Here is a 14,068-nt window from a genome sequence, read left to right as displayed (position 1 = left end):
CGAACGACCTCCGCCACAACCATTGACGCGCCGCCCGGCGCCCGCTCATTATCACTCCCCACGGAATGTCATCGCTGTCAGGTGTCATCGATGACATTCCGTTTTCCGGGTCGCCCCCACCGCCCGGCACTGCGAATCCCCCGGCGTCGTGCCACCGCAGCGGACGCGGACACGACACCGCCGCCCACAGTGCAGGAGAAACAATGAGCCCAGGCCCCGTACTCCGTCGCGTCCCGTTGCGCCTCGTCGCCGCCGCGGCCGCGACATGCGCGCTCGCCGTCACCGCCGTCGCCCCGCAGGCGGCGGCGGAGGACAGCCGGCCGTACACGGAGACGTACCGCCCCCAGTTCCACTTCAGCCCCGCGAAGAACTGGATGAACGACCCCAACGGACTGGTCTGGTTCAAGGGCGAGTACCACCTCTTCTACCAGTACAACCCCAGTGGCAACACCTGGGGCAACATGTCCTGGGGCCACGCCGTCAGCAAGGACCTGGTGCACTGGGAGGAGCTGCCCCTCGCCATCCCCCACGACGACGAGGAGATGGTCTTCTCCGGTAGCGCCGTCGTCGACCACCACAACACGACGGGGTTCGGGACCAAGGAGAACCCCGCGATGGTGGCCGTCTACACCAGCGCCTACAAGAGCGGCGGCAAGCAGGCCCAGTCCCTGGCGTACAGCACCGACCGCGGCCGCACCTGGACCAAGTACGCCGGGAACCCCGTGCTCGACATCGGGTCGAAGGAGTTCCGGGACCCCAAGGTCCAGTGGTACGCGCCCACCAAGAGCTGGCTGATGACGGTGTCGCTGTCCACCGAGCACAAGGTCCGGTTCTACTCCTCCAAGGACCTCAAGAGCTGGACGCATCTGAGCGACTTCGGCCCCCAGGGCGCGGTGGGCGGCGTGTGGGAGTGCCCGGACCTGTTCCAGCTGCCCGTCGACGGCGATCCGAGCCGAACCAAGTGGGTGCTGGTCGTCAACATCAACCCCGGTGGCATCGCGGGTGGTTCGGCCGCGCAGTACTTCGTGGGCGACTTCGACGGCAAAAGGTTCAAGCCCGACGACGACGGCTCCTACACGCCTCCGCCCGGCCTGGTGGTGCAGGGCTTCGAGGGGGCCGACTACGGCACCTGGGAGACGACCGGCACGGCCTTCGGCGACGGACCGGTCCCCACGCCCGCGCCCGGTACATCGGGCACGAGCGGGGTCGAGGGCCAGGGGTTCGTCGACACCTTCCACACCAGCGACACCGAGACCGGCACGCTCACCTCACCGCCCTTCACCGTCGAGAGCCCGTATCTCAACTTCAAGGTGGCCGGCGGCCGTCACCCGCACGTCCCCGGCTCGGTGATGGGTGGCTCCCCCGCGCCCGCGGGCGAGGTCCTCGCCGACTTCGAGCAGGACGGCTACGGTTCCTGGACGACCACGGGCACCGCCTTCGGCGACGGTCCCGCACAGGGCACGCTCCCCGGGCAGCAGGAGGTGTCCGGGCACGCCGACGACCGCCTGGTGAACAGCTTCCTGGGCGGCGACGCACCCACGGGCACCCTCACCTCGCCCGAGTTCACCATCACCGCCAAGCACATCAACTTCCTGATCGGCGGCGGCAATCACCCCTCCGGATCCGAGGCGCCCACCGCCGTCCGGCTCGTCGTCGACGGCAAAACGGTGCGCAGCGCCACCGGCGCGGACTCCGAGGCGCTCAACTGGGCCTCCTGGGACGTCGGCGACCTCGCCGGCCGGAGCGCGCACATCGAGGTCGTCGACGGGAACACCGGCGGCTGGGGGCACATCCTGCTCGACCAGGTCATGTTGTCGGACACTCCGGCACGGCCCCGTTCGACCGAGACCGCGGTCAACCTCCTCGTCGACGGCAAGGTCGTGCAGAGCGTGACCGGCGCGGACAGCGGAAGTCTGGACTGGGCGTCCTTCGACCTCCGCGCCCACCGGGGCAAGCAGGCCGTCGTCCAGCTCGTCGACATGAACAAGGGCGGCTGGGGCCACCTCCTGGCCGACCACTTCGTCGCCGCCGACCAGCCGGCGATCTCCAGCGTCCGGCGGGCCCACTGGGTCGACCACGGCAAGGACTACTACGCGGCCGTCTCCTGGGAGGACGCTCCGGACGGCAAGCGCCGCATGATCGGCTGGATGAACAACTGGCAGTACGGCAACAGCATTCCGGCCTCCCCCTGGCGCAGCGCGCAGAGCGTCCCGCGGGAGATGGCGCTGCGCACCGTGAACGGCCGGATCCGGCTGACGCAGCAGCCGGTGTCCACCGTGGAGTCGCTGCACGCCGGCCCTGCGGTCGGGGTGCGCGACGTCAGGATCGCGGAAGGCTCCATGCCACTGGCAGCAGGGCAGGCCGACGGCAAGGCGCTCGACATCCGGGCCACCTTCTCCCTCGGCGACGCCGAGCGGTTCGGGTTCAAGGTCCGCACGGGTGAAGGGCAGGAGACGGTCATCGGCTACGACAAGGAGACCCAGGAGCTGTACGTCGACCGGACGCGGTCGGGTGCGGTGGACTTCCATGCCGACTTCCCGGGCGTCCAGCGCGCACCGCTGGCGGCCAGGAACGGCAAGGTCGAGTTCCGGATCCTGGTCGACTGGTCCTCCGTGGAGGTGTTCGGCGGCAACGGCCAGGCCGTGATCACCGACCAGATCTTCCCGCGCCCGGACAGCAACGGGATCCGGCTCTTCGCCGAGGGCGGCTCCGCCCGCCTGGACAGCGCCAAGGTCTGGCAGCTGCGGTCGTACCGCGACTGACCCCACCCCCGCACGCCCCTCGACGGCGCGGGGCGGGGTGCCGGAACCGGCCCCTCCCCCGCGCCCTCCGCCATGCCGGCGTCGGCGGCGACACACAGGAAAGGACAGGAAGCAGGACATGAAGAAGACTCTGCTGGCCGAGTTCACCGTGCGCCCCGGGAGCGTGGAACACGTCGCCGGGCTGGTGAAGGAGTACAGCCGGCACGTCCGTGAGGAGCCCGGAAACCTGGCGTTCGAGGTGTACACCAAGGAATCCGATCCCCTGGCGTTCTGGATCTTCGAGGTGTACGAGGACGAGGCCGCCTTCCAGGCCCACCTGGCAGCACCCTACGGGGCGCCGTTCAACGCGGAGCTGCAGCCGTTGATCACCGAGAAGGAGTCCGTGCTCACGTTCCTGAGCCCGCTCGACGTCGTGCAGGGGAGCGGGCGTTCGTAGGCGCCCTGTCCCGGGCAGCGGGCGGGGCGGCGCCCGTGATCGCCGGCGCCGCGGACATCGCCGGGCGAACCGGAGGAGGCCGCCTCCTCCTCCAGCGCCGCATCGTCGCCGGGCTCACGCTGGGTGCGGTCAAGAGCTGACCGAAAGATGACGGAGCGTCCGACTGTGTCGTTCTCTCCGGCGGTGCCGAACCGGCCAGCAGAGGGAAGCGTCCATCCGATGCGACACCCGGCGCGGCGCGTTCGGCAGTTCAGGAGGCTCCGTCTTGGCGGCACCACTTCTCCCGCTTCGAGCGTGGCCGGATCGCTGAAGATCTCCGCGTAGTTGGCGGTTCCGACGAACCGGTCGCCGCTCGCGTCGAACAGGCTGGGGCCGGCGGAGAGGGCGACGGGGTGGACGACGAGGCGCCGCGGAGGAGCGGGGCGGCCGGAGTTGGCGGACGATCCGCACTTCGCGACGAATACCACACGGACCGCGTACCGGGAGCGGACCGATGCGGTGGTGGCCGAGGCGCTCGCCACGCTGACCACGAAACTGGCCGGGCTGGACGCGGCGGGCACCACCTGCGCCCGGCTGAACACCGTGGCGGACGTGGCAGCACACCCGCAGCCGGCGGCGCGGGACCGGTGACGGGAAGTGGAATCGCCGGCCGGGGCGCTGCGGGCCATGCTGCCGCCGATCACCCTGCCGGGCGGGGCGGAGCCGCGGATGGGAGCCGTACCGGCGCTCGGCGAGCACACCGAAGCACTGCTGCGGCCGCGGGGATGACGGACGAACAGACAGCGGAGCTGCGCCGGGACGGTGTGATCGCCTGAGCGCGGCCCGAGCGGCGGGCCGGTTCAGTCAGGGACGGGCGATCGGTCGGGGGCCGGATCGATGGTGACAGGCCGTCGGGTCAGTGGCGGCTGCCGAAGAGCGAGCGCCGCAGTCGCCGCAACGGCGCGAAGAGCGAGACACGCGCGCTCCTGCTCCGGCGGCTGTGCGCGGCGTCGCGCGAGGTGAGCTCCAGCATCAGCAGCGTCGCCTCCGCGGTCTCGCGCTGCGGGACGGCGGGACCGCCGAGCACTGCGAGATGGCGGTCGAGCCGCGAACTGGTCGCACTGCTTCCGCATGTGATGGCAGGCACACGCGGCCTGCTGCGCATCGCTATCTGTTCCATGTCACTCCCCACCCGTACGAGGGCACCCGGCCCGGGCAGGTTAACCCTATCCCCCCGCGATGACACGCGTGTATCCCGGACGCCGGATTGAGCACACACATACGGAGGTTGACGACGGTGCTCATAATTCGCTCGATTCCAGGGCGAGTTGGACAGAGCGGGAGCGGTTCGCCCGCAGCGGCGGATTGTTGCGCAAGGGGGTCGGGAACGGCCCGGTCTGAGCTAGCGTGGAGAGGTTTCCGCCGTGCTGCCGCCACTCCTGCGGATGGGGGATCACCGTGAGCGAAGTGCCGGACGAGGACCGACTGATCGCGGGCCGCTACCGCCTGCTGGGCCTCCTGGGCCAGGGCGGGATGGGGACCGTGTGGCGGGCGCGCGACGAGGTGCTGGGACGCGAGGTCGCCGTGAAGGAGGTCCGCGCCCCGTCGGGGCTGCCCACCTCCGACGTACAGCGGCTGTACGCGCGCCTGGAGCGGGAGGCATGGGCGGCGGCGAGGGTCTCCCACCGCAATGTGGTCACCGTCTACGACGTGGCGACCGAGGACTCCCGCCCCTGGATCGTGATGGAGCTGATCCGCGGGCTCGCGCTCTCCGACGTACTGGACGCCGAGGGTCCCATGCCCCCGCAGCGAGCGGCGCACATCGGCGCGGAGGTGCTGGCCGCGCTGCGCGGCGCCCACGGGTCCGGGGTGCTGCACCGCGATGTGAAACCCGGCAATGTGCTGCTCGCCAACGACGGGCGGGTGGTGCTGACGGACTTCGGCATCGCCATGGTCGAGGGGACGTCCGCACTCACCATGACGGGTGAGCTGATCGGCTCGCCGGAGTTCCTGGCACCGGAGCGCGCACTGGGGCGCACGCCGGGGCCCGAATCGGATCTGTGGTCGCTCGGTGTGCTTCTGTACGCCGCGACCGAGGGCAATTCGCCGTTCCGTCAGAACACCCCGCTGAACACGCTCCGGGCGGTGGTCGACGAGGAACTGCCGCCGCCCCGGCGGGCCGGCCCGCTGGCTCCGGTCGTCGAGGGGCTGCTGCGCAAGGACCCGGCCGAGCGGCTTTCGGCCGCGGAGGCCGAGCATCGGCTGCGGATCGTCGCCGCCGGGGGTACGCCACGGCCCACGGGGGCCGGTGCGGTGGATCCGTACAGTGCGACGGTGACGGCCCGCACGACGGCTCCTGCGACGCCGCTTCCCGTGCCCCCCTCCCCGTCGCCCGTTCCCTCCGCGACGTACGCGTCCGCTCCCGAGGAGCGGTCGCGCCGCGCGGTCGCGCTTCTCGCCGTCGGGGTGGCGGTCCTGCTGCTGGCCGTCGGCGGGATCGTCTGGACGCTGGCGCACAAGGGCAACGACGAGAACGCGGGAGGCGCCACCGGCGCGGGCGGCCCGGGCCCGACCAGCAGCGCCCCGCGCTCGGCGCCTGCCACCCGGGGAACGTCCGGCGTCGACGAATCACCGGACGGGGGCAACACCGGGAGCACCGGCAACACCACCCACGGCAGTACGAGCAAATCGCCGCCCCGGACCGTGACGGTGTATCTCACCTCGGTGCGCGACAGCTACGAGGGCAGTTGCCCGCCGCCGCACACCGAGGCACCGGCGGTCGAGGCGACGATCACGGTGGGGCTCACGCCGGCCCGGGTCGAGTACCGGTGGGTGCTGAAGGACGGTACGAGCTCCGATCCCGGCTGGCAGTCGCTGTCCTTCGGCGCCGGCGGCGGGCGGTCGAAGCAGGTGTCGCACACGGAGCTGACGTACCGACAGGACATCACGTACCACGGAACGATCACCCTGGAAGTGAGGAGTCCGGTCGCGGTCACCTCGAACGGAGTGGAGTTCTCGGTGACCTGCCGGACGGAGACCCCGACGGACGGGGCCTCCGCCCCGGCGGAAGGGGTCTCCGCCCCGGCGCACGACTGACCGGGGCGGCCCGTGGCTTCCGCCGCCCTGTCAGGCCGCGGAGCTGAAGGCGGGCAGATAGCCGCCCGACTGTCCGGCGGCGGTGGGGTGGTACGACTCACCGATGTTGAGCCAGTTGACACTGTGCAGCCAGGCGCTGCCGGAGCAGATCTCGTGCCCGGTGAACCTGGATGCGACATCGCTGAAGGCGAAGCCGTGGTTGGCCGCACGCTTGGCGGTTGCCGCGTTGAGGTAGTCGGAGGCGCTGTTGATGGCGGAGCGTTCGGTATCGCTCAGACCGACGATGCAGCTGCCGCCGATCTTGTAGAAGCGGGGGTAGCCCAGGACGACGACACGGGCGGACGGCGCCTTGGACCTGATCGCCGTGTACACCGAGTCGAGCTTTCCGGGCAGGGTGGAGTCGACGTAGCTGCGGGCGGTGGCGATCCGGCTGAGGCAGGTGGCTTCCGACTGGAGGACACAGGTGGTCATGACATCGGCGAAGCCCGCGTCATTGCCGCCGATGGAGATCGAGACGAGGTCGGTCGAGGCGGAGAGCGGGCCGAGCTGTCCGGCCCTCACATCGTCGGTAACGGCGCCCGAGCAGGCCGTGAAGGCGAACGACGCGGGCGAGTTGGCGGCGGCCCAGAGCGCGGGATAGGCCTTGGTGCTGCGCTTGCAGTCACCGCTGGCGCTGTCGTAGCTGCCGGATCCGACCCCGGAGGAGTACGAGTCGCCGAGTGCGACGTAATCGACGGACGTCGCGGCGTTCGCGGTGGACGCCCCGGTCAGGGCGAGTACGGCACCGAGCAGAATCGAGGACGACAACGCCACAAGTCTGGATATTTTCACGGAATCTCCCTTGGACCGACCGGCAGGATCTCTGCGCTACTCAGTGGTAGCAGCACGGACGGCCCACCGGAAGTGTTCATGCCAAGTCCATCTCATGAGGTCTTCTTGACGGCCTCCTGAGCGAGCGTCACATCGACATCCGGCATCAGGCGCACTGCGGGGCAAACTCACGCACGGCACGGCGCCGCCAGGGACCGTACGTCCTGGAGCGGGTGACGGTCCGGCGGTTCACCCGACGCCGCGGCAGGTACGGCATTCGACCGACGACCGGAGTGCCGGAGCCCCGGAACCCATCCGGCCAAGGACGCCTTCACCGGCTCGGGGAAGTGAACGATGCGGACCGCCCCGACAGGCGGCAGAAGGTGGTGAAACCTGGGTGCGCCGGGCGCCCCTGTGCCGGATCATGGGCGCCATGTCTGCCAACCCTGAGTCCGCTCTGCCGATCCGGCTCACCGTCGACGACAGCGATTCCCCGTCCGATGTCGTCGACGCGCTGTTCCTCGGCCGCTTCGCGACGGGCGAGCAGCCGTACTCCCACAGCTCCTCCCTCGACCGGGTGAAGTCCGGGGCGACGCTGCTGCCGCCGGCCGCCAAGGTGCTGCGCGCCGCCCGCGACGACGACCGCAGCGCGACACTGGCCGAGGGAGAGGGCTGGACGCTGCTCATCTCGCGGTGGAACCGCGGCGCCGACGTCACTGTCACCGCGACCACCGCCGAGCTGGCGCGGAAGATCCTCGACCAGGCGACGGACGGTGCCCAGGACGAACCGGAACCACAGCCCGAGAACGTGACGATGGGCTTCTGGTACGTCTCGCCGCGCCGCGGCCCGCACCGCACCACCCGTCAGATCGCCGCCGGTACGTGGGACGAGGTGCGCGGCAACTACACGGCGCCGGTGGCCGAGGCCATGGACCGGCTGATGAAGGTGACGCCGGACGACATCGCGGGCCGACTGCTCCTGCTGCACGGCCCGCCCGGCACCGGCAAGACGTCCGCGCTGCGCACGCTGGCCCGGTCCTGGCGGGACTGGTGCCAGGTCGACTGCGTACTCGATCCGGAGCGGCTCTTCAACGATGTCGGCTATCTGATGGACATCGCGATCGGCGAGGACGACGGCACGGCGAAGGGCAGGTGGCGGCTGCTGCTCCTGGAGGACTGCGACGAACTGATCCGCGGCGAGGCCAAGCACACGGCGGGCCAGGCGCTGTCCCGGCTGCTGAACCTCACCGACGGGCTGCTGGGCCAGGGCCGCAATGTGCTGGTGGGCGTGACGACCAATGAGGACCTGGAACGGCTCCACCCGGCGGTCGTCAGGCCCGGTCGTTGCCTGGCCCGCATCGAGGTGGGCTCTCTGACGCGCCGGGAGGCGGTGGCCTGGCTGGGCACGGAGGAGGGGCTCGGTCGGGAGGGTGCGACGCTGGCCGAGCTGTACGCGCTGCGCCGCGGCACCGGTCCTGCCTCGGTGCCGAAGCAGGACGCGGGGGCGGACGCGGGGCTGTACCTCTGAGGATTCGGCCCGGCAACCCAGTTCGTCCTCAATCGCAGGACGGGGTCGGTGGTCAGGCCCTCGAGGACGTGAACGGCCGTCGGACGGCCGCGGTCACTCCTCGTACGCCGCCCGCACCGCGTCCTGTGCCAGCGACGCCGCCGCCGCGCGCGACAACCCGAGCCGCCTCACCTGGTCCGCGTACTCCCGCGCCGTCTCCGCGGCCTTGCGCTCCGCCGCGCCCCCCGCGGCAGCGACGAACGTGCCGTTCCGTCCGCGGGTCTCGATCACCCCGTCCGCCTCCAGGGCCCGGTACGCCTTGGCGACCGTGTTCGCGGCGAGGCCGAGTTCCTCGGCGAAACCGCGTACGGTCGGGAGTCTGTAGCCGACGGGCAGCGCGCCGGACCGCGCCAGTTCGGAGATCTGCGTGCGGAGTTGCTCGTACGGGGCGGTGCCGGAGCCGGGATCGAGAGCGATCTTCAAAGTCACGGCCCGATTCTCCCCCACCGCCGGAAATTCGGAGGCGACCGGGCCGGTTCTCCCCGTAACGTCCGCCGCATGACTGTGATCGTTCGCGACTTCGTGCCCACCGACGCCGAGGCGTGGGTACGGGTGCGGCGCGCCGCACTTCCGTACATGGTGACGACTCCTGAGCAGGTTGCCTTCGAACAGGCCAACGCCCATCCCGACAGGCGGTTCAGGCTGCTGGTCGCCGAGGAGGACGGGGAGATCATCGGCACCGCTCAGGTGGGCATCGTCCATGACAGCCCGGAGCCAGGCCAGGGTTTCTGCAATCCGTACACACACCCCCACCGGGTGGGCCGCGGGGCGGGCTCGCTGCTGGTGCGCACCGCCGAGGAGTATCTGGCCGGCGAGGGGGCTGCCGCCGTCTACACCTGGGTGCTCGACGAACCGGCGAACCTGGTCTTCGCCGAGAAGCGCGGGTATACGCCGAGCCGCCCGGCGCACTTCCTCCATCTCGACCTCGCGCACGGCACGCTGCCGCCCCGTCAGGACCCTCCGTCCGGTGTGGAGCTGCGGACCGCCGCGGAGTTCGCCGACGACCCGCGGCCCCTGTTCGAGGCGGACGCGGAGACCACCGCGGACGAACCGAGCGACACCCCCGCCGAACTCGTGGACTACGAGGACTGGCTGCGGAGCACCTGGAACAACCCCGGTCTCGACCGGGAGCTCACCTCGGTCGTCGTGGTGGACGGCGAGGTGGCGGCCTTCAGCGCGGCGAACACCGACGGCCTGACCCGCTACTGGTCGGGAATGACCGGCACCCGCAGGGCGTACCGCAACCGGGGGCTGGCGAAACTCGCCAAGGCCGACTCGCTGCACCGCGCACGCGCGGCCGGCTACACGGACGCGTACACCGGCAATGACGCGGACAACGTTCCGATGCTGGCGATCAACAAGTGGTTCGGCTACCGGATCTGCGCCACGGAGGTGCGCCATGTCCACAACATCGGTTGAGGTCGTCCTGGCCAAGGCGGGACGGACGAAGATCCGTTACCCGGCGGAGCTCGTGGGCGACGACGGCACCCGGGTGACGGTGACCGCGCCGTGGGCCGCACCGGGTGTGCGCGACTTCGGCTTCGTACGGTTCGAGCCGGGTGATGTCTTCACCGAGCACTACTGGCGCGACCGGTGGTTCGCGGTGAAGGAGGTCCGCACCGGCGAGGGGACGCTGAAGGGCTGGTACTGCGACATCACCCGGCCCGCGGTGCTGGGCGACGGGGAGCTGCTGGTCGAGGACCTGGATCTCGATCTCTGGGTGTCCGGGGACGGCTCCTCCGTACTGCGGCTGGACGAGGACGAGTTCGAGGAGAGCGGACTGGCCGCACACGATCCCGACGCGGCGGATGCCGCCCGCGGGGCACTGGACGAGCTGGAACGCCTCGCCCTCGCGGGCGGGCTCGCGGGGCTGCTGGCACCGTCGCGCCCGTCCGGCGACGGACGCTAACGCACCACGAGCTCCACCTCGTACCCCGCCTCGTCCTCCAGATAGGCGGCGCAGTGCCCGTCGCCACCCGCGTACGGATGGCGGTCCGCGAACAGCAGCCGCCAGCCGTGCTCCGGGGCCCGCGCCACCAGTGCGTCCAGCGTGGCCCTGTCCCGGACGTGGAACGCCAGGTGGTTGAGGCCGGGGCGCAGCCGGTCGTGCGGTCCCGGGGCCATGGCCGGCGACCGCTCGATCACCAGATAGGTGTCACCGCGCCGCCAGCTGCGGCCGTGCTCCCATCTCTGGTAGGGAACATGGCCCAGCTCACCGAGGAGCCAGCCCCACCCCGCCTCGGCCGCCGCCAGGTCGGGCACCCACAGCTCGATGTGGTGCACCCCGCCGGTGCCGGACCCGCCGGACCGCAGCGGGACCGCGCGGCGGATGCCGTGCGGCTGGTACGCCACGGTGTCGCCGTCCTCGTGCCAGTGGATCAGGAAGTGCTCCCCCGCCCGGTAACCGTCCAGCCCCGCACGGAAGTACGCGACCATGTCGTCGGGCAGGGCGTCCAGCGGGAACCAGGCGAGCTCCGAGCACTTCTCCGGTTCGCGGTTGTACGGCGGGCGGGCCGGGTCGTACTCCGCCTCGAAGAACCAGCCGGTCCGGGGACTGCCGCCGGGACCCCGGTGCTGCATGACCAGGGCGACCCGCAGCTCGTCCGGGTCCAGCGCGAGACCGATCTCCTCGGCGGCCTCGCGGATCATCGCCTCGCGGACGTCCTCGCCGTCCTCCACATGCCCGGACGGGCCGTCGAACAGCCCGTCCGCGTATCCCGTGCCGGCGCGGCGGGCGAGCAGGACGTCGGGGCCGCGGCGCAGGATCAGATGCACATCGACGATCTCGGCGTGCCGGTGCGGCGGCTCGGCGCGCGCCACCAGCGCGTACCGGTCGTCGTCGACCCGCTTGCCCCACAGGTTCGGGTCGCCGGAGAGCCGCTCGTGGTGGATGCGCTCGGTGAACGGGGTGAGCAGTGCGGTCAATCGCTCGGCGGAGAGGCCCACCCCACCCCAAACCCCTTCGATCAGCAGCAGCCTCCCGCCGGGCCGCAGCAGACCGAACCAGTGACGCAGAGCAGCCTCGGGATCGGGCAGCAGCCACACCACGTGTCGGGCCATGATCACGTCGAACTGCTGCTTCCCGACCGGTGGTCGGGCCGCGTCCCCGACAAGCACCTCGGTACCCGTCCCGGCGAGCTTGGCCCGCGCCTGCTCGACCATGCGCGGCGACCGGTCGACCGCGGTGACCCGGTGGCCCTGCCCGGCGACGACCAGCGCCAGACTTCCGGTGCCGCACCCCAGGTCGAGCACTTCGGAGCGGCCCGCGGGCAGCCAGTTCTCGAGACGCTGCGCCCATGCGTGCCGGACCACCGGATCGAGCAGCCCGTGGTCGGGTTCCTCGTCGAAGGAGTCGGCGGCGGAGTCCCAGTCGATCGTCGTCATGCGTCGATCGTCCCAGCCGCCACGGACACAGTCGATCAGCCGGTCGGCCGCTTGCGGTAGTGGAACCTGTCGTAGACGCCGTCCACGCGCCGCTCCACCAGTTCGTACCCGTAGCGCGGGTAGATCTTCTGGTTCTCCCACATCAGCGCGTTGGTGTAGAGCCGGATCTCGGGAAGGCCGAGGCTGCGGGCGTGCGCGTCCACGAAGGCGAGCAGCCGCCGGCCGACTCCCCGGCCGGCCGCGTCCGGGTGGACGGCGACGGACTCGAGGAAGAGGTGGTCCTCATGCGGGACGAGGACCAGGACGCCGATGACGTCCTGGTCGCCCGTCACGTACACCCGGCCCGCCGCCACATCCGCCGCGTGGTCCGCGCGCATCGGTGCGGGGACGACGCCGATGCGCGCGATGTAGTGCTGGTAGGCGGCATCGGTGACGGCCCGTACGGCGGGGACGTCGGCCGGGGCGGCGAGGCGGATCTCGTCGGACGTGTGGGCGGTCATGGAAGCACGGTACGAGAAGCCCGCCCATGACGGACAGGTGGGTCCGGGTCCCGCGTGCACGTACGGGGAGGGCCGCGTCGCAGCCCTGTACCGTACTGCGAGCGCCACGGCGCGACGGGCGGTGTCCTCCTTGGCCGTACCCCCTGACCCGCGCGTTCTCCATCGCTGCTGAACGGCCGCGACACCGCCGGGACAGGTGGCGGCGGCAGTACCTCGTACCTGGCGATCGGCGGTGCGGCCGCGCTCGCCGTGGGCGCGGCCGCACTGTTCGCCTCGGTCCGTCGCCGGGCCGTCGTCGCGGCCCGGCGCGGACACTGAGCGACCGGTCGTCCTGGGGCCTCTCGTCTGGATCACGCCGGGCTCGCGGGGTCCGGTCCGATCCGAGCGAAAGACCTAGCCGACGACCGAGGTGCAGGTGGTCGGGGTGGCGTGCGCCGGGTCCAGGGCGTTCGCCACCTCGTGGTACGCGATCCGGTCCACGGTCCCGATCGCCACATGCTCGGACAGGTCGACCGGGCACAGGTCCTGGAGCAGGACATTGCGCACGTTCGGGCCGTCCAGGAACTGCGTGCGGTACGGGGTCACGACCTCGTCGTACCTGGTCGCGATGACCGTGTACCGCACGCCGGGTACGGTGTCGCCGCCCGCGTTGAGCTTGGTGATGAACGGGGATCCGGCGACCTGGTCGGCGAGGCCGGGCGTGTTGGCGTTCAGCAGGTCCTCGGCGCCCGGGAAGTACGGCAGCAGCTTCGTCAGCCCGAGCAGGGTGGTGCCGTGATTGTCGGGGGCGAGCCCGATCATGGCATTCACCTTCGCGGCGCCGCCGAGGAACTTCAGGTAGTAGTTGGGCATCATGCCGCCCTGGGAGTGACCGACGACGTCGGCCTTGGGCGCTCCGGTGGCGACGAGCACCTGGTCGACGAAGGTGGCGAGCTGGCCGGCCGATTTGTCGATCGGGCCGAGGCCGTTGAAGACCGGCACGCCGGGAAGCTGGCCGTAGTCGAGCGAGTAGACGCAGTAGCCCCGGTTGACCAGGTACGGGGCGAGGACGAGCCAGTTGTCGATCGAGTTCCCGAAGGTTCCGTGGACCAGGACGACGGGGCGGGGGTGGGCTGCGGAGGGTTTGCAGGAGTAGTCGTTCCAGCCCCGGGAGGGGGCCGTTGCGGCGGCGGGGGTGGCTGCGGTGGCGGTCGCCGTGGGGGCGGCGAACGCTGCGACGGCGAGGAGCAGTGCGGCGAGGGTTCTCCGCGCACGTGGGGTGCGCGGCGCACGTGTCCAGGGCAGCATCGTGTGGTCTCCTTGCGGCTCAAGGGAGTTGCGATGTCAATGCGCCCTGCGGCCCGGACCACAAGTTCTGTACCGACGTTCCGTACCGATGTTCGGTACCGCGCTCTATGCGCTCACACCAAACTACGCGCGAGTAAGGTAGCAAGGGAAGTTACGCGTCGGTAAAAACTGACACGGTGTCATTCCGAGGGCCGGCGGACGTGTACGACGGCACGTCAGGTCCCGGCGAGTCGGAGCCGCAGCTCGC

12 protein-coding genes and 1 pseudogene are annotated in these 14,068 nt (G+C 70.9%); 7 read left to right on the top strand and 6 right to left on the bottom strand.

Annotated features, from left to right (window positions below; genetic code table 11):
• Positions 1-203 precede the first annotated feature (203 nt).
• The 3 genes and pseudogenes from AB0I23_RS16690 to AB0I23_RS16675 form a co-directional block, all read left to right on the top strand.
• Positions 204-2,762 (top strand): GH32 C-terminal domain-containing protein, encoded by a 2,559-nt coding sequence (locus tag AB0I23_RS16690; RefSeq protein ID WP_359109902.1) that lies wholly within the window; start codon positions 204-206, stop codon positions 2,760-2,762.
• A 118-nt stretch (positions 2,763-2,880) separates the two neighbouring features.
• Entirely contained in the window at positions 2,881-3,198 is a 318-nt protein-coding gene (locus AB0I23_RS16685; protein ID WP_359109901.1) for a putative quinol monooxygenase, read from the top strand.
• A gap of 420 nt (positions 3,199-3,618) precedes the next feature.
• Positions 3,619-4,013: pseudogene (locus tag AB0I23_RS16675) on the top strand (CoA transferase); the annotation flags it as partial.
• An 80-nt stretch (positions 4,014-4,093) separates the two neighbouring features.
• On the opposite strand, the gene AB0I23_RS16670 reads toward AB0I23_RS16675, so the two are convergent.
• Entirely contained in the window at positions 4,094-4,357 is a 264-nt protein-coding gene (locus AB0I23_RS16670) for a hypothetical protein (protein ID WP_078840391.1), read from the bottom strand.
• 278 nt (positions 4,358-4,635) lie between these two features.
• On the opposite strand from AB0I23_RS16670, the gene AB0I23_RS16665 reads away from it, so the two are divergent.
• Positions 4,636-6,273: a serine/threonine-protein kinase gene (locus tag AB0I23_RS16665; protein WP_359109900.1), complete on the top strand. Its 1,638-nt coding sequence runs from the start codon at positions 4,636-4,638 to the stop codon at positions 6,271-6,273.
• 30 nt (positions 6,274-6,303) lie between these two features.
• Here AB0I23_RS16665 and AB0I23_RS16660 read toward each other — a convergent pair whose 3' ends face one another.
• Entirely contained in the window at positions 6,304-7,086 is a 783-nt protein-coding gene (locus AB0I23_RS16660; protein WP_359109964.1) for an SGNH/GDSL hydrolase family protein, read from the bottom strand.
• 421 nt (positions 7,087-7,507) lie between these two features.
• Here AB0I23_RS16660 and AB0I23_RS16655 point away from each other — a divergent pair, with 421 nt between their 5' ends.
• On the top strand, positions 7,508-8,611 hold the full coding sequence (locus AB0I23_RS16655; protein ID WP_359109962.1) for a DUF5925 domain-containing protein: 1,104 nt from the start codon (positions 7,508-7,510) through the stop codon (positions 8,609-8,611).
• Positions 8,612-8,704: 93 nt separating this feature from the next.
• On the opposite strand, the gene AB0I23_RS16650 is transcribed toward AB0I23_RS16655, so the two are convergent.
• A complete protein-coding gene (locus AB0I23_RS16650; protein WP_359109899.1) occupies positions 8,705-9,079 on the bottom strand; it encodes a GntR family transcriptional regulator in 375 nt (124 codons plus the stop codon).
• A gap of 69 nt (positions 9,080-9,148) precedes the next feature.
• On the opposite strand from AB0I23_RS16650, the gene AB0I23_RS16645 reads away from it, so the two are divergent.
• Together AB0I23_RS16645 and AB0I23_RS16640 are read left to right on the top strand one after the other, a co-directional pair.
• Positions 9,149-10,069, top strand: a complete 921-nt coding sequence (locus tag AB0I23_RS16645) for a GNAT family N-acetyltransferase (RefSeq protein ID WP_359109898.1) — start codon at positions 9,149-9,151, stop codon at positions 10,067-10,069.
• Positions 10,050-10,559 carry a DUF402 domain-containing protein gene (locus tag AB0I23_RS16640; protein ID WP_359109897.1) on the top strand — a complete coding sequence of 170 codons (510 nt, stop codon included), beginning with the start codon at positions 10,050-10,052 and terminating at the stop codon, positions 10,557-10,559. Before AB0I23_RS16645 ends, AB0I23_RS16640 begins: the two co-directional genes overlap by 20 nt.
• Here AB0I23_RS16640 and AB0I23_RS16635 read toward each other — a convergent pair.
• The 3 genes from AB0I23_RS16635 to AB0I23_RS16620 form a co-directional block, all read right to left on the bottom strand.
• A complete protein-coding gene (locus tag AB0I23_RS16635; RefSeq protein WP_359109896.1) occupies positions 10,556-12,034 on the bottom strand; it encodes a trifunctional class I SAM-dependent methyltransferase/NUDIX hydrolase/VOC family protein in 1,479 nt (492 codons plus the stop codon). The two genes, AB0I23_RS16640 and AB0I23_RS16635, sit on opposite strands and share 4 nt — an antisense overlap.
• Before the next feature lie 35 nt (positions 12,035-12,069).
• Positions 12,070-12,534 (bottom strand): GNAT family N-acetyltransferase, encoded by a 465-nt coding sequence (locus AB0I23_RS16630; RefSeq protein ID WP_359109895.1) that lies wholly within the window; start codon positions 12,532-12,534, stop codon positions 12,070-12,072.
• A 393-nt stretch (positions 12,535-12,927) separates the two neighbouring features.
• A complete protein-coding gene (locus tag AB0I23_RS16620) occupies positions 12,928-13,821 on the bottom strand; it encodes an esterase/lipase family protein (protein WP_359109894.1) in 894 nt (297 codons plus the stop codon).
• Positions 13,822-14,068: the final 247 nt, after the last annotated feature.

The organism is Streptomyces atratus (assembly GCF_040655115.1).
Taxonomy (GTDB): Bacteria; Actinomycetota; Actinomycetes; order Streptomycetales; family Streptomycetaceae; genus Streptomyces; species Streptomyces atratus_D.
This window is presented reverse-complemented; position numbering and strand designations above follow the sequence as displayed.

Excerpts from the sequence above, each read along its gene's own strand:
- AB0I23_RS16685 (WP_359109901.1), top strand. The coding sequence starts at position 2,881 with ATGAAGAAGACTCTGCTGGCCGAGTTCACCGTGCGCCCCGGGAGCGTG.
- AB0I23_RS16630 (WP_359109895.1), bottom strand. The coding sequence starts at position 12,534 with ATGACCGCCCACACGTCCGACGAGATCCGCCTCGCCGCCCCGGCCGAC.
- AB0I23_RS16655 (WP_359109962.1), top strand. The coding sequence starts at position 7,508 with ATGGGCGCCATGTCTGCCAACCCTGAGTCCGCTCTGCCGATCCGGCTC.
- AB0I23_RS16640 (WP_359109897.1), top strand. The coding sequence starts at position 10,050 with ATGTCCACAACATCGGTTGAGGTCGTCCTGGCCAAGGCGGGACGGACG.
- AB0I23_RS16620 (WP_359109894.1), bottom strand. The coding sequence starts at position 13,821 with ATGCTGCCCTGGACACGTGCGCCGCGCACCCCACGTGCGCGGAGAACC.
- AB0I23_RS16635 (WP_359109896.1), bottom strand. The coding sequence starts at position 12,034 with ATGACGACGATCGACTGGGACTCCGCCGCCGACTCCTTCGACGAGGAA.
- AB0I23_RS16690 (WP_359109902.1), top strand. The coding sequence starts at position 204 with ATGAGCCCAGGCCCCGTACTCCGTCGCGTCCCGTTGCGCCTCGTCGCC.
- AB0I23_RS16645 (WP_359109898.1), top strand. The coding sequence starts at position 9,149 with ATGACTGTGATCGTTCGCGACTTCGTGCCCACCGACGCCGAGGCGTGG.
- AB0I23_RS16670 (WP_078840391.1), bottom strand. The coding sequence starts at position 4,357 with ATGGAACAGATAGCGATGCGCAGCAGGCCGCGTGTGCCTGCCATCACA.